This is a genomic window from Vibrio sp. Isolate33, from assembly GCF_022397895.1.
Taxonomy (GTDB): Bacteria; Pseudomonadota; Gammaproteobacteria; order Enterobacterales; family Vibrionaceae; genus Vibrio; species Vibrio pomeroyi.
The window spans coordinates 167,539-188,424 of the sequence record NZ_JAKEUP010000005.1; the positions used below are offsets into that span (position 1 = coordinate 167,539).

General features: G+C 44.6%; 18 protein-coding genes and 1 riboswitch. Of the genes, 15 read left to right on the forward strand and 3 right to left on the reverse strand.

The annotated features are described in order from the left end of the window. Nucleotides 1-380 precede the first annotated feature (380 nt). From uvrB to luxU, 3 genes are all read left to right on the forward strand, one after another. Nucleotides 381-2,411 (forward strand): excinuclease ABC subunit UvrB, encoded by a 2,031-nt coding sequence (gene uvrB, locus L1D37_RS10685; protein ID WP_239847887.1) that lies wholly within the window; start codon nt 381-383, stop codon nt 2,409-2,411. A 324-nt stretch (nt 2,412-2,735) separates the two neighbouring features. Further along, on the forward strand, nt 2,736-4,124 hold the full coding sequence (gene luxO, locus L1D37_RS10690; RefSeq protein ID WP_017632950.1) for a quorum-sensing sigma-54 dependent transcriptional regulator LuxO: 1,389 nt from the start codon (nt 2,736-2,738) through the stop codon (nt 4,122-4,124). Nucleotides 4,125-4,147: 23 nt separating this feature from the next. Next, nucleotides 4,148-4,492, forward strand: coding sequence for a quorum-sensing phosphorelay protein LuxU (gene luxU / locus L1D37_RS10695; protein ID WP_017632949.1), 345 nt, complete (start codon nt 4,148-4,150; stop codon nt 4,490-4,492). Nucleotides 4,493-4,585: 93 nt separating this feature from the next. Here the strand turns inward: luxU and L1D37_RS10700 are convergent, their stop codons facing one another. Further along, nucleotides 4,586-5,473 (reverse strand): YvcK family protein, encoded by an 888-nt coding sequence (locus tag L1D37_RS10700; RefSeq protein ID WP_176680189.1) that lies wholly within the window; start codon nt 5,471-5,473, stop codon nt 4,586-4,588. A gap of 194 nt (nt 5,474-5,667) precedes the next feature. Further along, a riboswitch (molybdenum cofactor riboswitch) is annotated at nt 5,668-5,820 on the forward strand. Between L1D37_RS10700 and moaA the strand changes: the two genes are divergently transcribed. From moaA to L1D37_RS10755, 11 genes are all read left to right on the forward strand, one after another. Further along, nucleotides 5,809-6,798: a GTP 3',8-cyclase MoaA gene (gene moaA, locus L1D37_RS10705; protein WP_017632500.1), complete on the forward strand. Its 990-nt coding sequence runs from the start codon at nt 5,809-5,811 to the stop codon at nt 6,796-6,798. Its footprint overlaps the riboswitch before it by 12 nt. Before the next feature lie 356 nt (nt 6,799-7,154). After that, nucleotides 7,155-7,667: a molybdenum cofactor biosynthesis protein B gene (gene moaB / locus L1D37_RS10710; RefSeq protein ID WP_017084034.1), complete on the forward strand. Its 513-nt coding sequence runs from the start codon at nt 7,155-7,157 to the stop codon at nt 7,665-7,667. A gap of 12 nt (nt 7,668-7,679) precedes the next feature. Then, nucleotides 7,680-8,159 (forward strand): cyclic pyranopterin monophosphate synthase MoaC, encoded by a 480-nt coding sequence (gene moaC, locus L1D37_RS10715; protein WP_239847888.1) that lies wholly within the window; start codon nt 7,680-7,682, stop codon nt 8,157-8,159. Beyond that, entirely contained in the window at nt 8,156-8,401 is a 246-nt protein-coding gene (gene moaD / locus L1D37_RS10720; protein WP_239847889.1) for a molybdopterin synthase sulfur carrier subunit, read from the forward strand. Before moaC ends, moaD begins: the two co-directional genes overlap by 4 nt. 2 nt (nt 8,402-8,403) lie before the next feature. Beyond that, nucleotides 8,404-8,859 carry a molybdopterin synthase catalytic subunit MoaE gene (moaE, locus tag L1D37_RS10725; RefSeq protein ID WP_102332513.1) on the forward strand — a complete coding sequence of 152 codons (456 nt, stop codon included), beginning with the start codon at nt 8,404-8,406 and terminating at the stop codon, nt 8,857-8,859. Between the two features lie 632 nt (nt 8,860-9,491). Continuing rightward, entirely contained in the window at nt 9,492-11,123 is a 1,632-nt protein-coding gene (locus tag L1D37_RS10730) for an ABC transporter substrate-binding protein (protein ID WP_055319722.1), read from the forward strand. Nucleotides 11,124-11,237: 114 nt separating this feature from the next. Then, a complete protein-coding gene (gene oppB, locus L1D37_RS10735; protein ID WP_017062174.1) occupies nt 11,238-12,158 on the forward strand; it encodes an oligopeptide ABC transporter permease OppB in 921 nt (306 codons plus the stop codon). A gap of 12 nt (nt 12,159-12,170) precedes the next feature. Then, nucleotides 12,171-13,073, forward strand: coding sequence for an oligopeptide ABC transporter permease OppC (oppC, locus tag L1D37_RS10740; RefSeq protein WP_048662067.1), 903 nt, complete (start codon nt 12,171-12,173; stop codon nt 13,071-13,073). A gap of 42 nt (nt 13,074-13,115) precedes the next feature. After that, nucleotides 13,116-14,087: an ABC transporter ATP-binding protein gene (locus L1D37_RS10745; RefSeq protein WP_048659733.1), complete on the forward strand. Its 972-nt coding sequence runs from the start codon at nt 13,116-13,118 to the stop codon at nt 14,085-14,087. Next, nucleotides 14,084-15,076: a murein tripeptide/oligopeptide ABC transporter ATP binding protein OppF gene (gene oppF / locus L1D37_RS10750; RefSeq protein WP_239847890.1), complete on the forward strand. Its 993-nt coding sequence runs from the start codon at nt 14,084-14,086 to the stop codon at nt 15,074-15,076. Before L1D37_RS10745 ends, oppF begins: the two co-directional genes overlap by 4 nt. Nucleotides 15,077-15,280: 204 nt before the next feature. Further along, nucleotides 15,281-16,219 carry a glutathione S-transferase family protein gene (locus L1D37_RS10755; RefSeq protein ID WP_239847891.1) on the forward strand — a complete coding sequence of 313 codons (939 nt, stop codon included), beginning with the start codon at nt 15,281-15,283 and terminating at the stop codon, nt 16,217-16,219. Between the two features lie 82 nt (nt 16,220-16,301). Here the strand turns inward: L1D37_RS10755 and pta are convergent, their stop codons facing one another. Both pta and L1D37_RS10765 read right to left on the reverse strand, forming a co-directional pair. Beyond that, the gene (gene pta, locus L1D37_RS10760) at nt 16,302-18,467 is read right to left on the reverse strand and encodes a phosphate acetyltransferase (RefSeq protein ID WP_050633749.1); all 2,166 of its coding nucleotides are present in this window, start codon (nt 18,465-18,467) and stop codon (nt 16,302-16,304) included. A 147-nt stretch (nt 18,468-18,614) separates the two neighbouring features. Next, complete coding sequence (locus L1D37_RS10765) at nt 18,615-19,811, reverse strand: acetate kinase (RefSeq protein WP_010437209.1); 1,197 nt, start codon at nt 19,809-19,811, stop codon at nt 18,615-18,617. 343 nt (nt 19,812-20,154) lie between these two features. Between L1D37_RS10765 and yfbV the strand changes: the two genes are divergently transcribed. Then, on the forward strand, nt 20,155-20,607 hold the full coding sequence (yfbV, locus tag L1D37_RS10770; protein ID WP_017062168.1) for a terminus macrodomain insulation protein YfbV: 453 nt from the start codon (nt 20,155-20,157) through the stop codon (nt 20,605-20,607). Nucleotides 20,608-20,886 lie beyond the last annotated feature (279 nt).

The window sequence follows — 20,886 nt, forward strand, 5'->3', positions numbered from 1 at the left end:
CACCAAAATTGTGGATAAGTGTGTGTGTGAAACTTTAACAACAATAATTGGGATAAATCTGAAAATGTAAAAAATGGATCTAACTTGATGTATTTAAAGAAATAGTATCAAAATATCACGGTTGTATAACTTTTCTAGATTATAAATTGAACAGTAAAACAAGCGGTATTTTTAGGTTTTTTGGGGAAAAGTAGTGGATTAAAATTCGAGTAATTTAGCTGGGGAAACTTTGCAGGGGCACGGATAATACCAAGTTCTAAAAATAAAAGCTATAACTGATCTCGAATCTTAAGAAGCATTTCTCTAGATAATAGTTGCAACGACACTCCTCCTAGAGTGACAATGACCTGATTAAAAAAACAGTATGGAAATGGCGACCTATGAGTAAACTCTTTGACTTGGTATCGGACTACAGCCCGTCCGGTGACCAGCCGACAGCGATAACCAAATTACTAGATGGATTAGATTCTGGTTTGGCACATCAAACGCTACTAGGGGTAACGGGCTCAGGTAAAACCTTTACCCTCGCCAATGTCATTTCCCAATCTCAAAGACCTGCGATCTTGTTAGCGCCCAACAAGACGCTGGCCGCTCAATTGTATGGCGAGATGAAATCCTTCTTTCCGAATAATGCCGTTGAGTATTTCGTTTCTTACTACGATTACTACCAACCAGAAGCTTACGTTCCGACAACAGACACATTCATCGAGAAAGACGCGTCTGTGAACGCCCATATCGAACAAATGAGGCTTTCGGCAACCAAGGCCTTGCTAGAAAGAAAAGACGCCATCATCGTCGCGTCTGTATCGGCTATCTATGGTCTGGGTGATCCTAAGTCTTACCTGAAGATGATGCTTCACTTGAGTCGCGGTGAGGTCATGGACCAACGTGATATCTTGCGCCGCCTGGCTGAGCTGCAATATTCAAGAAACGACGTTGCGTTCGAGCGTGGTCAGTTCCGCGTTCGTGGTGAAGTTATAGATATTTTTCCTGCTGAATCTGACCAAGATGCCGTGCGCATCGAAATGTTCGATGACGAAGTGGATTGCATCAGTATCTTTGACCCACTGACTGGTGCGGTTAAACAAAGAGATTTACCGCGTTTTACCGTGTATCCGAAAACTCACTATGTGACGCCAAGGGAGAAAATTCTTGAGGCGATTGAGAACATTAAAGACGAACTTCGAGACCGAGCTCAGTATCTAAAAGACAATAACAAGCTTTTGGAAGAGCAGCGCATTTCTCAGAGAACTCAATTTGATATCGAGATGATGACGGAGCTTGGTTTCTGCTCGGGTATCGAAAACTATTCACGATACTTGAGTGGCCGTGCCGAAGGGGAAGCGCCTCCTACGTTATTTGATTACTTACCTGATGATGGTCTGTTGATTATCGATGAGTCACACGTGACTGTGCCGCAAATTGGCGCGATGTATAAAGGTGACCGCTCTCGTAAAGAAACCTTGGTCGAGTTTGGCTTTAGACTGCCTTCCGCATTGGATAACCGTCCAATGAAGTTCGATGAGTTTGAATCGATCGCGCCGCAAACGATTTTTGTATCGGCGACACCTGGTAATTACGAGATTGAAAAATCAGATGGTGAGATTGCTGATCAAGTGGTTCGTCCTACTGGCCTGTTAGATCCGATCATTGAAGTAAGACCGGTCGCGACTCAAGTTGATGACTTGTTGTCTGAAATCAGAATCCGTTCAGCGAAAGAAGAGCGTGTTTTGGTGACCACGTTGACGAAGCGAATGGCGGAAGATTTAACCGAATACCTGAGCGAGCATGGCGTTAAAGTACGTTACTTGCACTCGGATATTGATACGGTTGAGCGTGTCGAGATCATCCGAGACCTGCGCTTGGGCGAGTTCGACGTGTTAGTGGGTATTAACTTACTTCGTGAAGGTTTGGATATGCCTGAAGTATCGCTGGTGGCGATTCTAGATGCAGATAAAGAGGGCTTCTTACGTTCTGAACGCTCTCTTATCCAAACCATTGGTCGTGCTGCACGTAACCTTGAAGGTAAAGCGATCTTATACGGTGACTCGATTACTAAGTCGATGAAAAAAGCGATTGATGAAACCGACCGTCGTAGAGAGAAACAGCAGGCTTACAATGAAGAGCAGGGTATTACGCCGCAAGCGCTTAAGCGCAATATCAAAGACATTATGGAATTGGGTGACATCACCAAGTCGAAACAACAGCGACAATCTAAACAAGTTCCGCTGTCTAAGGTGGCTGAGCCTTCAGAAAGTTATGTGGTGCTTACACCACAACAGCTTGATAAAGAGATCAGTAAGTTGGAAGCGGCAATGTATCAGCATGCTCAGAACTTGGAATTTGAATTGGCGGCACAGAAGCGTGATGAAATTGAGCAGTTAAGAAAGCAATTCATTACCAATAGCTAACTTCACTTGATCGCATTCCTTAACTCAAGAATTAACTAAAGAAGCTCCTCTCAAAAGACTACATTTGAGAGTGTTTCAGACAAAAAAACAGCCAGTAGTAAATGTTCTACTGGCTTACGTTTGTGAACACTCAGTCCACTAACAACGTCAGTTGGCTAGGTGACCCGAAGGTCATCTACACAATTGCATCGTTCGTGCCATATAGATAAAACATTGATTATTTGAAGCAAGTAAAAAAATACAATACAAATATTGTGGCTAATTTGCATAATGCAAAGCGGAATGCGACTATAATAGTAAATGCAAATTATAAATGGCTAGGATATGCAATCAAAAACGCTAGATAACAAATCAAAGTATTTGTTGATGGTGGAGGATACGGCTTCAGTCGCAGCGTTATATCGCTCGTATCTTACACCGCTCGAAATTGATATCAACATTGTCGGTACTGGCCGCGATGCAATTGAGAGTTTGAATCATCGAATCCCTGACCTCATTTTATTAGATCTACGTCTACCTGATATGACGGGTATGGACGTACTTTTCGCTGTAAAACAAAAATACCCTGAAGTGCCCGTTATCTTCATGACAGCGCACGGCTCCATCGATACCGCCGTAGAAGCGATGCGTCATGGCTCTCAAGATTTCCTGATCAAACCGTGTGAAGCCGACCGACTTCGTATTACGGTGAACAACGCGATCCGCAAAGCGACCAAGCTTAAGAACAGCTCTGAACATCCTGGAAACCAGAATTACCAAGGCTTCATTGGCAGTAGCCAAACCATGCAGCAGGTTTACCGAACTATAGATTCAGCCGCATCGAGTAAAGCGAGTATTTTCATCACCGGTGAAAGTGGTACGGGTAAAGAGGTGTGTGCAGAAGCGATTCACGCGGCGAGTAAGCGTGGCGATAAGCCTTTCATCGCCATCAACTGCGCGGCAATTCCTAAAGACTTGATTGAAAGTGAGCTGTTTGGCCACGTAAAAGGGGCGTTTACGGGCGCGGCAACCGATCGCCAAGGTGCTGCTGAATTGGCTGATGGAGGCACACTGTTCCTCGATGAGTTGTGTGAGATGGACCTTGAATTGCAAACCAAGCTTCTACGTTTTATCCAAACGGGTACTTTTCAAAAGGTAGGCTCTTCGAAGATGAAGAGTGTGGACGTGCGTTTTGTTTGTGCGACCAACCGTGATCCTTGGAAAGAAGTGCAAGAAGGTCGCTTTAGAGAAGATTTATACTACCGTTTGTATGTGATTCCTCTGCACTTGCCGCCATTGCGTGAACGTGGTGAAGATGTCATCGAGATTGCTTACTCATTATTGGGTTACATGTCGGTTGAAGAAGGCAAGGCGTTTGTACGTTTTGCTCAAGAAGTGTTGGATCGCTTTAACCAATATGAGTGGCCGGGTAACGTTCGTCAGCTACAAAACGTATTGCGGAATGTGGTGGTGTTGAATAATGGTAAAGAGATTACTCTGAACATGCTTCCGCCACCGTTGAATCAACCGATTGAAAACAGTCTGCGCCTGAAAGAGAAGCAGAGTGAAGACATCACAGTAAAAGATATTTTCCCATTGTGGATCACTGAGAAAACGGCAATCGAACAAGCCATAAAAGCGTGTGATGGCAACATCCCTCGCGCGGCTGGTTTCTTGGATGTCAGTCCATCAACGATATACCGTAAATTGCAAACGTGGAATGCGAAGCAGTAATCGCCAAACAATAAGAAAGAACGATGATGAAAGTATTAAATCAGCAAAAAGTTGATGAGCTTGCCGGTGAGATTGGGCAAGAGAATGTCCCAGTGTTATTGGAAATCTTTTTAGGTGAATTGAAGGGATACTACGAGCACCTAGAGCTAAACAAAGATACCGATACGTCTAAGTATTTGGCCGATATCAGCCATGCATTGAAGAGCAGTGCGGCGAGTTTTGGTGCTGATTCTTTGTGTAATTTTGCTATTAGCTTAGACGCAAAAGTGAAGCAAGCATTGCCCGTGACTGATATTGATTTTCAAGATATGCAGGAGCTTCTGCTATCGACTTATACTGAATATCAGCAGTTGATGACGGATCTCTAAAACGGTTAATTGCCAAATATACAAGTAGAGATACAGAGACTAAAAAAGGAGCATCATGCTCCTTTTTCGTTTTCTGATGTTTGAACTTATGGACTAAGCCAACTGAGCTTCGATCGCTTGTTGGAGCTTCACTCGGTCGTGTCGCCAATCTCGGTTTGCAGATGCAAGGTCCGTGGTCACACAATTCCATTGCCCTTCTAGTTCTGGGTGTGGTTCATTGCCTAGTACAACGTCTATCTTACGTGCTTTGCAGGTACGTTCACACCACTCCAATTGCTCTTGAAGCGTCATTTTACCTGCAGGACCGTGTTCTGGAGACAGGTTTTCAATGAAGATAACTTTTGCCTTGGTGTTTTCTGAGATTGCTTTACCAATTTCTGGCAGCAGCAGCGGAGGCATCACACTGGTTAGAAAGCTACCAGGGCCAAGCACAATACAGTCTGCTTCTTCCACCGCAGCTACGGCTTCTTTGGTCGCTGGCACTTCTGGCGACAAGTCCATCATGCGCAGTTTTTCTGTCATGTCATCAACATTGGTTTCGCCGGTTACCCAACGTCCGTCCATTGATAGGGCTGTGAGGTCAGAAGGGTGCTCGGTCATCGGGACGATATTAACGTCGACCTTAAGCATATTTCGAATTAGGTTAATGGCTTCCAACGGACGAACTGAGAGGTTGTCTAATGCAGTGAGCATCAGGTTACCCAGGTTATGACCATCGAGTTCACCTTGGCCGCGAAAGCGGTATTCAAACATCATCGAGCTGATTGAAGGTTCAGTGATCAATTGGTTGATACAGTTGCGTGTATCTCCCCAAGCGATACCACCTTGGCAGTCTCGAATTCGTCCGGTTGAACCGCCATTATCCGTTGTTGCAACAATGCCAGTTGCGTTGTTACCAAAGTCTTTTAGTGCAGCAAGCATACGACCTAAGCCATGGCCTCCACCGATTGCTACGACTTTCTTTGAAGAGTAAATATTCATTTTTTGTTCTTGTTAGATTATTACCAACTATAATTTAGGGTAAATGCTTCTCGCTATATACTCAACAAGAGTTATTTTGAGCGTTTGATACGTTTTTTTTGCCGATGTGACCCGTTTTTTACCATCAGAGCTAGATTCACGTACAAATATTAAGTATTTTATTACTCAGCTACTGCACGTATGAATATAACGTGCGGTTGCCATAACTCCGAGCTCTCGCATGCTAAGTCGCACAGTGGTATTTGCTGTACCGATACGCATCAAGAGCCAGTGACATGTTGTCACAAGGGCTTAATTGGAAATGATTATGCCTCCCGTGTTTGGAAAGGTGTTCCGTGGCGCAACAATTCGAAGATAGATTCCATCGCAAGTTTTATTACTTGCGCTTGTCGGTTACAGACGTCTGTAACTTTAAATGTACTTACTGCTTGCCGGATGGTTATAAACCGTCAGGGCAAAAAAACTCGTCTTTTTTAAGTGTTCCCGAGATCAAACGCGTTGTAAAAGCGTTTGCAGATTGTGGTACCTCAAAGATCCGCATTACAGGCGGAGAGCCGAGTCTGCGTAAAGACTTTCCTGAAATCATACATACCGTTGCTTCTACTCCAGGCATCGAAAAAGTAGCCACGACAACGAACGGCTATCGCATGGAGAAACAAGTAGGGCAATGGCGTGATGCTGGTTTAACCCATATAAACGTGAGCGTGGATAGCTTAGATTCGCGCATGTTCCACCAAATCACTGGTGAGAATAAGTTTACCGAGGTTATGCGAGGCATTGATAAAGCGTTTGAGGTTGGCTACGAACAAGTCAAAGTCAACGTTGTATTGATGAAAGACCTCAACAGTCAGGAATTACCAGCCTTCCTTAATTGGATCAAAGACAAACCTATTCAATTACGTTTTATCGAGCTGATGAAAACCGGCGAGATGGACGAGTTGTTTGATAAACACCATGTATCGGGCGTTGCGATTCGCAATCAGCTTATTGCTAACGGTTGGCTACTAAAAGTCAAAGCCGTTAATGATGGCCCTGCACAAGTGTTTGTCCACCCAGACTACAAGGGTGAAATTGGTTTGATCATGCCTTACGAGAAAGACTTTTGTGAGAGTTGTAACCGCCTGCGTGTTTCTGCGACCGGTAAACTTCACCTATGTCTGTTTGGCGACCACGGTGTTGAACTGAGAGATCTGATTCAAGAAGATCAACAAGAGCAAGAGCTCATTGATCGAATTCAGGCTCAGCTTCAAACCAAGTCCGTTAGCCACTTCTTACATGATGGCAACAGCGGCATGACTCCAAACTTGGCGTCAATCGGCGGTTAACCCGCTATATACTCTAAAGCATTTTATCGCTCAGCTTCTTTAGGCTGGGCGAATCAGTCTAGGGCGTGTTGCTCTTTCGAGCTGATTTTTGCAGCGAGTTGCTGGGTATTTATACAAGGCAGAGGCTTTGATGTGTAGCTAGCCTACATGAGAAGTCGATAACGTAGTAGAAATAACCAGCAAACGCTGCCCGAAGGGTTCGGCTAAAAGCGTTTTACTCTTTGTTGAGGGAGATTTGCTTAGAATGACTAGGCTACTTCCCCCTCGCCGCGATTAAAACGCTTTTATCTCGAACAAAATTTAATCACGAAAGGTCAACACGCCCTCATAATTGAAAAATTTATATAGGTGAACAAATGGGTCACGCAGAAAGCAAATTTCAAGCAGCAAACATCGCAGTACTAACGGTTTCAGATACACGTACAGAAGAAAATGATACGTCAGGTGGTTACCTAGCTGAGCATGCTAAAGAAGCGGGTCACAACGTTGTTGATAAGCAAATCGTTATCGACGACATGTACAAGATCCGTGCGATCGTATCTCAGTGGATCGCTGATGAAAGCGTACAAGCGATCATGATCACGGGCGGTACGGGCTTCACTTCTCGTGACAGCACGCCTGAAGCGCTTAAGCCACTATTCGACAAAGAAGTAGAAGGCTTTGGTGAGCTATTCCGTCAAGTGTCTTACGAAGAGATCGGCACATCGACAATTCAATCTCGCGCAATTGCAGGCTTTGCTAACCACACAGTAATCTTTGCGATGCCAGGCTCTACAGGTGCTTGTCGTACAGGTTGGACTAAGATCATCAAGCAACAGATGGATGCTAGCCACCGCCCTTGTAACTTCATGCCACACCTTTCTGTATAAGGTGGTTTGAGCATGAGCCAATTTACACACATTAACGCGTCTGGCGAAGCAAACATGGTCGATGTATCGGCTAAAGCTGAGACAGTACGTGAAGCGAGAGCGGAAGCATTCGTTCAAATGTCTGCTGAAACGCTAGAGCTGATTGTTTCTGGTAGCCACCATAAAGGTGATGTTTTCGCGACGGCACGTATCGCGGGTATTCAAGCGGCTAAGAAGACGTGGGATCTGATTCCACTGTGTCACCCTCTGCTATTAACCAAAGTAGAAGTGCAGCTTGAAGCTATCGAGTCTGAAAACAAGGTTCGCATCGAATCTGTTTGTAAGCTTGCGGGTAAGACAGGCGTAGAAATGGAAGCGCTAACGGCTGCTTCTGTTGCTGCGTTAACGATTTACGATATGTGTAAAGCTGTTCAGAAAGACATTGTTATCGAGAATGTACGCCTGTTAGAGAAGACGGGTGGTAAATCTGGTCACTTTAAGGTGGATGCATGATTACAGTACTTTTCTTTGCTCAAACTCGTGAGCTTGTTGGTGTGGACAGCGTTGAAGTTGATGCACAATTTAAGACGATTGAATCGATTCGCAGCCACCTTGTAGAACAGGAAGGAAAATGGGATATCGCTTTGGAAGAGGGCAAGCTTCTGGCGGCGCTTAACCAATCTATCGTACCTTTGACTACTGAAGTGAAAGACGGCGATGAAGTCGCTTTCTTCCCACCAGTGACTGGAGGTTAAGCATGGATCCAAGAGTATTAGTGACAGCAGAGGACTTCTCTGTAGGCGACGAATACGACTACTTGGCTCAAGGGACAGCTGCCGGAGCGATTGTGACGTTCGTTGGTAAAGTTCGCGACATGAACCTTGGCGACAATGTGATTGGTTTGTCTCTGGAGCACTATCCAGGTATGACAGAGAAATCACTGAGCGAGATCTGTGATCAAGCTGAGGCACGCTGGCCAATCCAAAAGATGCGAGTTATCCATCGTGTTGGTGACCTAGATATCGGTGACCAGATTGTTTACGTTGGTGTATCCAGTGCACACCGCGGTGCGGCCTTTGAAGCCTGTGAGTTTGTTATGGACTTCCTAAAAACCAAAGCGCCGTTTTGGAAGAAGGAACGTACCACTGAAGCAACTCGTTGGGTTGACTCTCGAGATTCAGATGCGAAAGCTGCAGAGCGTTGGGAAAAATAACTACCCAAGGTTACTCACCTTCAGAACGAATATTAAAAGCCGACTATTAAAGTCGGTTTTTTTGTGCGTGCTACAAAGCTATTTATAAATAAGCGGTGTATTAATAAATGGTTAATCATTCAAGTTGCATATAAATTCGGTGCGTGATTTTGTCTGTCTTGGTGCATTTCTAAATCTGTTTTGGTGCAGTGCATTATGCTGTTTTGTATAAAGTGATAATCCTCACAAATAGTGGAGTCTATTTAGGGGATATGTGATGTGCAATTAGATTTCATGTGGCATTAATGTTAATTTGCTGACCGTGTTCTAGCATAAGATGCTAAAAAAAAGTATCAATACAGATACATCAACACTAAAGGCTGTTTTTTAATTAATCCCTATGTGTAACTCACTATTCATTAGGTTTTTATTAGAGATTTACACTGTTACCTTGAGTAATTCGGAGAATTATCCGATTTTTTGCGACTTGTTTATGGCAAATTACTTCAATGGTTGATAGTGTGTGCCTCAATCTTTGTAAGGTTTTAGGTTTTTATGCTTAAATTTTGAGCTAAATAAATCTAAATCACTGCCGTTCAGTGAACCTAGCAAAGAAGTCATGGATGCAATACATAAAACTTGGAGTTTATTAAATGTACAAGAATAAAATCACTCAGGCCCTTCTTCTAGGTGCTGGTTTGGCAGTGGCTGCCTCTTCTACTCTTTCTATTGCTGCTGAAGTTCCAGCAGGTACAGAACTGGCAAAAGTTCAGGAACTTGTTCGTGGTAACGGTACTGAAGTTGCGACAATCGACCCACACAAATCTCAAGGTGTACCAGAATCTCACGTAATCCGTGATCTTCTTGAAGGTCTAGTGAACCAAGACGGCGAAGGTAATACTATCCCTGGTGTTGCTGAAAGCTGGGAAACGACAGACAACAAAACATTCACTTTCCACCTACGCAAAGACGCAAAATGGTCTAACGGCGATCCTGTAACAGCTGAAGATTTCGTATACAGCTGGAAACGTGCAGTCGATCCTGCGACGGCTTCTCCATACGCTTGGTACATGGAATATACCAAGATGGCGAATGCGAAGGACATCGTAGCGGGTAAGAAAGACAAGAGTGAGCTAGGCGTTAAAGCTGTAGATGCAAACACGCTTGTTGTTGAATTAGAAACAGCGGTACCATACTTCGTAATGATGATGGGCCACACAACAATGAAGCCAGTACACCAGGCGACTGTTGAAAAATACGGTGACCAGTGGACTAAGCCAGAGCACTTTGTTGGCAATGGCGCATTCTCTGTTGATAAATGGGTTGTTAACGAGCGTCTAGTACTTAAGCGTAACGACCAATACTGGAACAACGACAAAACGGTTCTTAATAAAGTAACGTTCCTACCAATCGAGAACCAAGTAGCGGAAATGAACCGCTTCCTATCTGGCGAAATCGATTTCACAAACGAACTTCCAACTGAGCACTTCAAGCGTCTTCAAAAAGAGTACGCGGAAGATGTATCTGTAGCGGGTAACCTATGTACTTACTACTACATCTTCAACACGAAGAAAGCACCATTTGATGATGTTCGTGTTCGCCAAGCAATCTCTTACGCAATCGATCGTGATATCGTAACAGGTGCTATCCTAGCGCAAGGTCAAAAACCTGCGTACTTCCTAACGCCTGAAATCACAGCTGGCTTCGATCCTGAGCTACCAGCTTACGGTAAGATGTCTCAGAAAGAGCGTAACGCAGAAGCGGAACGTCTTCTTGAAGAAGCGGGTTACGGTAAAGACAACCCACTTAAATTCAACCTACTTTACAACACTTCAGAGAACCACAAGAAGATTGCTGTAGCGCTAGGTTCTATGTGGAAGAAAACACTGGGTCTTTCTGTAACACTTGAGAACCAAGAGTGGAAAACGTACCTATCTTCTAAAGATTCTGGTGACTTCGAAGTAGCACGTGCTGGTTGGTGTGGTGACTACAACGAAGCGTCTTCGTTCCTAACGCTAATGAAGAGTAACAACACTACCGGTGGTGTTCACTACGACAGCGCGGCTTACGATCAAATCATCGATAAAGCACTTAACTCAACTTCAGAAGAAGAGCGTAAAGCACTTTACCTAGAAGCTGAGGCGCTAATGGCAAAAGACATGCCAATCGCTCCTATCTACCAATACGTTAAATCTCGTCTACTTAACCCGCATGTTGGTGGTTTCCCAATCAACAACGCGGAAGACAAGATCTTCTCGAAAGACCTATACATCAAAGCTCAATAATAAGCTTCGATTCTAAAAAGTTAATATAACTATAACGATACAGGCACTACATGCGCAGGGCGCGCATGTAGCGTCTTTCTAATTTTAATTGTCACAGACTGAAAGAGTGAGTTTATGCTTAAATTCATTATGAAAAGGATATTTGAAGCGATTCCAACCATGTTGGTGTTGATCACTATATCTTTCTTTCTCATGCGTTTCGCACCGGGTAATCCGTTTTCAAGCGAACGTCCATTACCGCCAGAAGTTATGGCTAACATCGAAGCTAAATACGGCTTAGATAAACCAGTATTTGAACAATACACCACGTATTTGACAAATATCTTACAAGGTGACTTCGGTCCCTCGTTTAAATACCAAGATTACACAGTAAATGAGCTGATCGCGGTTGCACTTCCAGTATCTGCGAAGGTAGGTTTTGTTGCCTTTATCTTCACATTATTGATGGGGGTCACCGTCGGGACGATTGCTGCCTTGAAGCACAACACCTGGGTCGACTACACCATAATGTCGACCGCCATGCTCGGGGTGGTGATGCCATCCTTCGTGTTGGCACCGGCGCTTATTTACCTTTTCTCCCTGCACTGGAATATATTCCCAGCAGGTGGTTGGCATGGCGGTACATTCATGTACATCGTGCTGCCTGTTATCGCGATGTCTCTTCTTTACGTAGCAACCTTTGCTCGTATTACTCGCGGTAGCATGATTGAAACGCTAAACAGTAACTTTATCCGAACTGCACGTGCAAAAGGCCTAAGCTACCGCTATATCATTCTAAAACATGCACTTAAGCCAGCAATGCTGCCTGTTGTTTCTTACATGGGACCTGCGTTCGTAGGTATCATCACAGGTTCAGTTGTTGTTGAAACCATCTTCGGCCTACCAGGTATCGGTAAGCTGTTTGTTAACGCCGCGTTTAACCGTGACTACTCGCTAGTAATGGGTGTAACCATCTTGATTGGTTTCCTATTCATCTTGTTCAACGCAATCGTTGATATTTTGCTAGCGCTGATTGACCCGAAAATTCGCTACTAACAGGGACTGGTTATGTTGAAGAAAAAAGAAAATTTAGAAGCGATCGAAAAGTTCTCTGAGAGTTTAGAGATTGAAGGTCGTAGTTTGTGGCAGGATGCTCGCATTCGTTTCATGCGTAACAAAGCTGCGATGGTCAGCCTGTTCATCCTTACTATTATGGTACTGGCAGTTATCTTCTTACCGATGCTAGCTCAGTACACTTATGATGATACTGACTGGTACGCAATGCACGTAGGTCCAAACGCGGATCACTGGTTTGGTACAGATAGCTTAGGCCGTGACTTGTACGTTCGTACGCTTATCGGTGGCCGTATCTCACTGATGGTTGGTGTGATGGGTGCATTCGTAGCGGTACTGATTGGTACGCTTTACGGTGCCGCTTCTGGTTTCATCGGTGGTCGTACTGACCGAGTGATGATGCGTATCCTAGAGATCTTGTACGCGGTTCCATTCATGTTCCTAGTTATCGTTCTAGTAACATTCTTTGGTCGTAACATCATCCTAATCTTCGTTGCTATTGGTGCGATTGCTTGGCTAGATATGGCGCGTATTGTACGTGGTCAAACGCTGAGCTTACGTAGTAAAGAGTTCATTGAAGCAGCACACGTATGTGGTGTGAGCAAATGGAAGATCATTACACGTCACATTGTACCGAACGTACTGGGTATTGTAGCGGTTTACTCTACGCTGCTTATCCCGAGTATGATCCTTACAGAATCATTCTTATCTTTCCTTGGTCTTGGTGTTCAAGAGCCTATGACAAGCTGGGGCGCATTGCTTCAAGAAGGTTCGCAAACAATGGAAGTTGCTATCTGGCAATTGACGTTCCCTGCGGCATTCATGGTAGTTACGTTGTTCTGCTTTAACTACGTAGGTGATGGTCTGCGCGACGCGCTTGATCCAAAAGACAGATAAAGAAATAGCAATTAAAAGCTATAAAAGATTAAGGAAGCAATAATGAGCTTATTAGATGTCAAAGATCTGCGCGTCGAATTTACCACGCAAGATGGTATCGTAACCGCAGTAAACGATCTGAACTTCTCACTCAACCAAGGCGAAACGCTGGGTATCGTGGGTGAGTCAGGTTCAGGTAAATCACAAACTGTATTCTCTATCATGGGTCTGCTGGCTAAGAACGGCATCATCTCGGGTAGCGCGAAGTTTGAAGGTAAAGAGATTCTTAACCTTCCAGAGAAAGAGCTGAACAAAGTTCGTGCTGAACAGATCGCGATGATCTTCCAAGATCCGATGACATCACTGAACCCTTACATGAAAGTAAGTGATCAGCTGATGGAAGTACTTATGCTGCACAAAGGCATGGGTAAAGCAGAGGCGTTTGAAGAATCAGTACGCATGCTTGAAGCGGTTAAAATCCCTGAAGCACGCAAGCGTATCACTATGTACCCACACGAATTTTCTGGCGGTATGCGTCAACGTGTGATGATCGCAATGGCACTATTGTGTCGTCCTAAACTGCTTATCGCTGATGAACCAACTACCGCTTTGGATGTAACTATTCAAGCGCAAATCATGGAGTTGCTGAACGAATTGAAAGATGAGTTCAACACGGCAATCATCATGATCACCCATGATTTGGGTGTGGTTGCAGGTTCATGTGACAAAGTACTTGTGATGTACGCTGGTCGTACAATGGAGTACGGCACGGTTGATGAAATCTTCTACGAGCCAAGCCACCCATACGCAGAAGGCCTACTGAAAGCGATTCCTCGTTTGGATACAGAAGGTGAAATTCTACCGACTATTCCAGGTAATCCACCAAACTTACTTCGCCTGCCAACAGGCTGTCCTTACCAAGACCGTTGTCACCGTGTAATGGACCGTTGTAAGCAAGAAGCACCTATTTTGACGCCATTTGGTAATGACCGTCAGCGTGCTTGTTTTTCTGACTGGGAGACTTGGACAAAATGAGTGTAGATAAGCAGTTATTATTAGATATTAAAGACCTGAAAGTTCACTTTAGCATCGCAGCTAAATCAGCGTGGCCTTGGGCAAAACCGTCAAACCTGAAAGCTGTTGATGGCGTTGATATTCACCTTTACGAAGGAGAAACGCTAGGTGTAGTAGGTGAGTCTGGTTGTGGTAAATCGACATTTGCTCGTGCAATCATTGGTTTGGTTGAAGCGACAGACGGCGAAGTTATGTGGTTAGGCCAAGACCTAACTAAAATGCAGGAAGTGCAGCGTCGTGAAACTCGTAAAGAGATTCAGATGATCTTCCAAGACCCACTAGCATCGCTAAACCCGCGTATGTCTGTTGGTGACATCATTGCTGAGCCTCTAGAGACTTTTTACCCAGAGCTTTCTAAACAGGAAGTGAAGGATCGAGTTAAAGAGATGATGGCAAAGGTTGGTCTACTACCAAACGTAATCAACCGTTACCCGCATGAGTTCTCAGGTGGTCAGTGTCAGCGTATCGGTATCGCACGTGCTCTTATCTTGAAGCCTAAGATGATCATCTGTGATGAACCAGTTTCAGCATTGGACGTATCTATCCAAGCTCAAGTAGTTAACCTTTTGAAGGAATTACAAAAAGAGTTAGGTTTGTCTTTGGTATTCATCGCACACGATTTGTCGGTTGTTAAACACATTTCTGACCGCGTGTTGGTGATGTACTTAGGCAACGCGGTAGAACTTGGCGAATCAGATGCATTGTTCTCTGATCCTAAGCACCCATACACCAAAGCGTTGATGTCTGCAGTTCCAATTCCAGACCCACGTTTAGAGCGCAGCAAAACCATCCAGATGTTGGAAGGTGATCTACCATCGCCAATCAACCCGCCATCAGGTTGTGTGTTCCGTACTCGTTGTCCACAAGCAACAGAGGCGTGTGCGCAAACTAAGCCATCGATTCAAGGCGATGACGTTCACGCAGTATCTTGCTTGCACGTACAAGTCTAGAGCCTATTTAAAACGGTTCAGCCTGTGACAGGCTTAAGCGCGACTAGTTATTAGAGTCGCGCTTTTTTTGTCTTAGGTTTAGGCTTATTGGTCCGCTCAACACGCTTCATCAAAATATTCGAACAACTAAGCCAACTTCTTCTAGTTTTGAAAAAGTTGGCTTTTTTTATACTAGAGAAAAGTTAGCATCACAGAGGTTTGGATATGGGCAAGTTAGTTGAAGGTGTTTGGCACGATGTGTGGTACGACACCAAAGAAAGCGGTGGTAAGTTCGTTCGTGAAGATGCGGGCTTTCGCAACTGGGTTGAAAACAAACCAGGAGCGCAATTTGAGCCAGAAAGTGGTCGTTACCACTTATACGTATCATTAGCTTGTCCGTGGGCGCATCGCACGCTGATCTTCCGTGAATTGAAAGATCTAACCGATCACATTGATGTGACAGTAGTTTGCCCCGACATGATGAGTGAAGGTTGGCAAATGGGCTTGCCTGAGCCTCTGTTCGGTCACACTCGCATGTACCAAATCTACACCCAAGCCAAACCGGACTATTCAGGTCGAGTCACGGTTCCTGTTTTATGGGATAAGAAAACCAATACCATTGTGAGCAACGAGTCGTCTGAAATCATCCGCATGTTTAACTCAGAATTTAATGAGCTAACGGGTAACACCGATGATTACTATCCATGGGAGTTGGCGAGCAAGATTGACGAATGGAACGACTACATCTATCCGAACATCAATAACGGTGTTTATCGTACCGGCTTTGCGACCACACAAGAGGCTTATGAAGAAGCGTATGACGCGTTATTTGAAGCGTTAGACAAAGTGGACGCCCATCTTAGCGAGCACCGTTATCTGGCGGGTAACGAGATTACAGAAGCGGATTGGCGGTTGTTTACGACCTTGGTCCGATTCGATGCTGTGTATGTGGGTCACTTTAAGTGTAACAAGCAGCGAATTGAGGACTACGTAAATATTCAGGGCTACTTAAAAGAGCTGTATCAGATCGAAGGCATCAAAGAGACGACTGATTTTTACCATATCAAACGTCACTACTATTATAGCCATACGGGCATCAACCCAACTCAGGTTGTCCCTAAAGGACCCGCGTTAGATTTAGAATCGCCACATGGCCGAGGCTAGGCTTACCAGTTAGTTCCTTTACTCCAGACATAAAAAAACCCTAGATAAACATCTAGGGTTTTTGCTTTCTACTAAAGAAAAATTAGTTAATTACTTTTTCTTCAGCTTGAGCTGCTTGGTCTGCTTGGATAGCCGTTAGAGCCACTGTGTAAACGATGTCGTCTACTAGAGCGCCACGAGACAAGTCATTTACTGGCTTGCGCATACCTTGAAGCATTGGACCGATTGATACTAGATCTGCTGAACGTTGTACCGCTTTGTAAGTCGTGTTACCAGTGTTTAGGTCTGGGAATACGAATACAGTCGCTTTACCAGCTACTGGAGAGTTTGGTGCTTTAGAAGCAGCAACGTTTTCCATGATAGCAGCATCGTACTGTAGAGGACCGTCGATCACTAGATCAGGACGCTTCTCTTGAGCAAGTTTCGTCGCTTCACGTACTTTATCTACGTCTGCACCCTTACCAGATTCACCAGTAGAGTAAGAGATCATAGCAACGCGTGGGTCGATACCGAATGCCGCAGCAGAATCTGCAGATTGGATAGCGATTTCAGCAAGCTGTTCAGCTGTTGGATCTGGGTTGATCGCACAGTCACCGTATACAAGAACTTGATCAGGCAGAAGCATGAAGAAGATTGAAGATACGATAGAAGCATCAGGAGCAGTCTTGATGATCTGGAACGGAGGAACGATAGTGTTCGCCGTTGTGTGAACAGCACCAGAAACTAGGCCGTCAACTTCACCAGCTTCAAGCATCATAGTGCCTAGGAATACTGAATCTTCTAGCTTCTCACGAGCTACAACTTCAGTCATACCTTTAGCGCCACGAAGTTCTACTAGACGAGCTACGTAGTTTTCGCGAACTGATGCAGAATCGATGATCTCAACGCCAGCGCCAAGCTCAACACCTTGCTGTGCAGCAACACGACGGATTTCTTCTGGGTTACCTAGAAGTACACAAGTCGCGATACCGCGCTCAGCACAGATAGCCGCAGCTTTAACTGTACGTGGCTCATCACCTTCAGGAAGAACGATGCGCTTAGCTGCTTTACGAGCAAATTCAGTTAGCTGGTAACGGAATGCTGGTGGGCTTAGACGACGGATGCCTTGAGTGCCTTCAGATAGAGAGTCAATCCAAGGGCCATCGATGTGGCTTGCAACGTGATCGTTAACGAATTCAATACGCTCTTTATCGTCTGCAGGAACTTCTAGGTTGAAGCTCTGTAGGTTAAGAGACGTCTGCCAAGTGTTACCTTGCGCCTTGAAGATCGGTAGACCTGAAGCGAATGCTGGTGCACATAGGTTAGCAATGCTTTCTGGGATGTCGTAACCGCCAGTAAGCAGGATTGCGCCAATCTCAACACCGTTTTTCGCAGCAAGAGCCGCAGCAACGATAACGTCAGGACGGTCTGCAGAAGTTACTAGCAGTGAACCTGGTTTAAAGTGCTCAATCATGTGCGGTAGAGAACGTGCACAGAAAGTGATGCTCTTAATACGACGAGTCGCGATTTCACCTTCGTTGATGATTTCAGCGTTAAGGTGCTTAGCCATATCAACCGCACGAGTTGCGATTAGGTCGATGCTCCATGGCACACAGCCAAGAACACGGATAGGGCTAGAGTTGAAGATTTGCATTACTTCAAGGTTCGCTTGCTGAGCTGTATCTGCATCGTCGAAGATTTCAGATAGGTCAGGGCGAGTACGGCCAGCTTCATCAACAGGAGCGTTAAGCTTGTTGATGATTACGCCTTTGATGTTCTTGTTCTTAGTACCGCCGAAGTTAGAACATGCTACTTCGATACGCTCTTTAAGTTGCGTAGGGTTGTCAGTACCAGGAGTCGCAACGAATACGATCTCCGCACCAAGTGTCTTCGCGATTTCCGCGTTTACTTGGTTAGCAAATGGGTGCTTACGAGTAGGTACTAGACCTTCGATTAGCGTTACTTCTGCGTCTTTGTTGATCTTGTTGTATTGCTCAACAACAGACTCAAGAAGTACGTCCATTTTTTCGCTACCGATCAAAGCTTCAGCTTTAGTCATTGCGATTGGCTCACCAATCTTAATGTCGCTGTTTACGCTGATAATAGTAGACGTTAGATCTGGTTGATCACCACCGCTGCGAGGTTGAGCGATTGGCTTGTAGAAAGAAACACTTACGCCCTTACGCTCCATAGCGCGAAGAACACCCATGCTAACACTAGTAAGACCAACACCAGCGCTTGTAGGGATAAGCATAATAGTACGTGACATTGACGAACACCTTTGACTATTGGAAATAAAAAAAGCTCAACGGCTATTCCCACCGATATTTAAATTGGGGTAGGAATAGAAGTTGAGCCCCATTTTCTTGATATGAAAAACTGACTAGCTTCGAGTGAAGCTAGTCAGGAAAATCAATTAAAGACCTGCTAGTTTCGCAGTGTCTTCAGCAATTACTAGCTCTTCGTTAGTAGAGATAACCATTGCTGGGATACGGCTGTTAGCTGTAGTGATAGTACCTTCGCCGCCGAAACGAGCTTTAAGGTTAGCTTCACCGTCAACTTCGATGCCGAAGATGCCTAGGCGGTTAAGAACCATTTCACGGATTGGGCCAGAGTTCTCGCCGATGCCGCCAGTGAAAGTGATTGCGTCTAGACGACCTTCTAGAGTTGCAGTGTAACCAGCTACGTACTTAGCTAGACGGTGACAGAACACGTCCATTGCACGAGTTGCTTCTTCTTTCTCACCGTAGTTGTCTTCAACGAAACGACAGTCAGAAGTCACTTCAGTTAGACCAGCAAGACCAGACTCTTTAGTTAGCATGTTGTTGATTTCTTCAACAGAGTAACCAAGCGCGTCGTGTAGGTGGAAGATGATCGCAGGATCTAGGTCACCACAACGAGTACCCATTACAAGACCTTCAAGAGGAGTAAGACCCATAGAAGTATCTACAGATTGACCGTTCTTGATAGCACATACAGAAGCGCCGTTGCCTAGGTGACAGTTGATGATGTTAACTTCTTCAACTGGCTTGTTTAGTAGGCCTGCAACTTCACGAGTGATGAATAGGTGAGAAGTACCGTGCATGCCGTAACGACGGATGCCGTGCTCTTTGTACAGGTTGTACGGTAGAGCGTATAGGTAAGACTCAGAAGGCATTGTTTGGTGGAACGCAGTGTCAAATACAGCAACGTTTTTAAGGCCTGGGAAGTTCTGTTGAGCCGCTTCGATACCGATAAGGTGAGCTGGGTTGTGAAGAGGTGCGAAAGTCGCAGCGTCTTGGATACCCTTAAGTACTTCATCAGTGATAAGTGCAGAAGAAGTGAACTGCTCGCCACCGTGTACGATACGGTGACCGATAGCGCCAAGGTTAGCTTTAAGCTCAGGCTTAGAAGCAAGAATAGTTTCTACCATGAAAGATAGTGCTTCTACGTGAGCTGCGCCCGCGCCTAGTTGTGCTTCGTGCTTGCCATCAAGTTTCCACTTCATACGAGCTTCTGGAAGACCCAGACACTCAGCAAGACCAGTTAGGTGCTCAGCACCTGTTTCTGCATCAACCACAGCGAATTTAAGAGAAGAACTACCACAGTTTAAAACTAAAACTAGCTTAGACATTAATGACTACCTGTTAATTTTTCTGATCGAAATCAGTTAAGGATGAAAATTAATCTCAAGAATAGACGAAGCACGGTAGCTTGCGTACTAACCTTGGTCAAAAAAACGTTAATTTCCGTATAAAGTGAAAGCGCACTTTTTCAAAAAAAGAGGCTTGTGCATTCCTTGCAGAAGTCTTCTCAAAGTTGCTTAAATTGTAAATAAGGGCAACAATGAGATTGAGGTCTGCAAATAATAGCGATATTGTGCAAATATAACAAAAAAATTTGAAAGAATATTATTTTTCGTCAAATTTTTGTGTTTTTAGTTGATGATTTCAACTTTTTTTTAATGGGAGACTCATATGAGCAATAGAGTTGGTTTAGCTAGCAGTTTAAAAGATGGCCAAAAGTACATGGATCTCTGGCCTGTTCGAAAAGAGTTAAACGCTATTTTCCCTGAGCAACGCATCATTAAAGCGACGCGCTTTGGTGTAAAGGTGATGCCCGCGATAGCTGCTATCAGCGTTCTTACGCAAATGGTCTTTAATAATTATCAAGCGATGCCACAAGCCGTGGTTATGGCTTTGTTTGCTATTAGTTTGCCACTTCAAGGCATGTGGTGGTTAGGTAACCGCTCAAATACACAACTTCCGCCAGCGTTAGTATCGTGGTACCGCGAACTGCACGAGAAGATCACTGAAACGGGTTTTGCGTTAGAGCCAATGAAGCCACGCCCTCGTTATAAGGAATTGGCGATTATTCTGAATCGAGCATTCCGTCAGTTAGACAAATCTTCAATGGAACGCTGGTTCTAAGAAAACCTCACTTCTCCCTATCGTCTGAGAACGGCTACACATCGTTGATAGCATGTTCTCAGATTCGTTCTTCTTGATCCTGTTTGCTCATCTTCCCCTTTGTTGTGTGTTTCATTTGCTTCTTGTTATTCACTTCGTTTCTTACCTAGGGATTCAACCCAACCAGCCTTTTGACGCATAATTCGAGCTTTGTTGTGTTTTTGTTAAATATCACTTCAAGTTATCAAAACTTACTGGTAATAATATCAATAGTGAATTTAATGTTGTGTTCTCTCTAGA

Coding starts and splice junctions, on each gene's coding strand:
- oppC (WP_048662067.1), top strand. CDS start 12,171: ATGTTGAAGAAAAAAGAAAATTTAGAAGCGATCGAAAAGTTCTCTGAG.
- luxO (WP_017632950.1), top strand. CDS start 2,736: ATGCAATCAAAAACGCTAGATAACAAATCAAAGTATTTGTTGATGGTG.
- luxU (WP_017632949.1), top strand. CDS start 4,148: ATGATGAAAGTATTAAATCAGCAAAAAGTTGATGAGCTTGCCGGTGAG.
- moaC (WP_239847888.1), top strand. CDS start 7,680: ATGAGCCAATTTACACACATTAACGCGTCTGGCGAAGCAAACATGGTC.
- L1D37_RS10755 (WP_239847891.1), top strand. CDS start 15,281: ATGGGCAAGTTAGTTGAAGGTGTTTGGCACGATGTGTGGTACGACACC.
- moaE (WP_102332513.1), top strand. CDS start 8,404: ATGGATCCAAGAGTATTAGTGACAGCAGAGGACTTCTCTGTAGGCGAC.
- pta (WP_050633749.1), bottom strand. CDS start 18,467: ATGTCACGTACTATTATGCTTATCCCTACAAGCGCTGGTGTTGGTCTT.
- moaD (WP_239847889.1), top strand. CDS start 8,156: ATGATTACAGTACTTTTCTTTGCTCAAACTCGTGAGCTTGTTGGTGTG.
- L1D37_RS10745 (WP_048659733.1), top strand. CDS start 13,116: ATGAGCTTATTAGATGTCAAAGATCTGCGCGTCGAATTTACCACGCAA.
- yfbV (WP_017062168.1), top strand. CDS start 20,155: ATGAGCAATAGAGTTGGTTTAGCTAGCAGTTTAAAAGATGGCCAAAAG.
- moaB (WP_017084034.1), top strand. CDS start 7,155: ATGGGTCACGCAGAAAGCAAATTTCAAGCAGCAAACATCGCAGTACTA.
- L1D37_RS10730 (WP_055319722.1), top strand. CDS start 9,492: ATGTACAAGAATAAAATCACTCAGGCCCTTCTTCTAGGTGCTGGTTTG.
- uvrB (WP_239847887.1), top strand. CDS start 381: ATGAGTAAACTCTTTGACTTGGTATCGGACTACAGCCCGTCCGGTGAC.
- oppB (WP_017062174.1), top strand. CDS start 11,238: ATGCTTAAATTCATTATGAAAAGGATATTTGAAGCGATTCCAACCATG.
- oppF (WP_239847890.1), top strand. CDS start 14,084: ATGAGTGTAGATAAGCAGTTATTATTAGATATTAAAGACCTGAAAGTT.
- L1D37_RS10765 (WP_010437209.1), bottom strand. CDS start 19,811: ATGTCTAAGCTAGTTTTAGTTTTAAACTGTGGTAGTTCTTCTCTTAAA.
- L1D37_RS10700 (WP_176680189.1), bottom strand. CDS start 5,473: ATGAATATTTACTCTTCAAAGAAAGTCGTAGCAATCGGTGGAGGCCAT.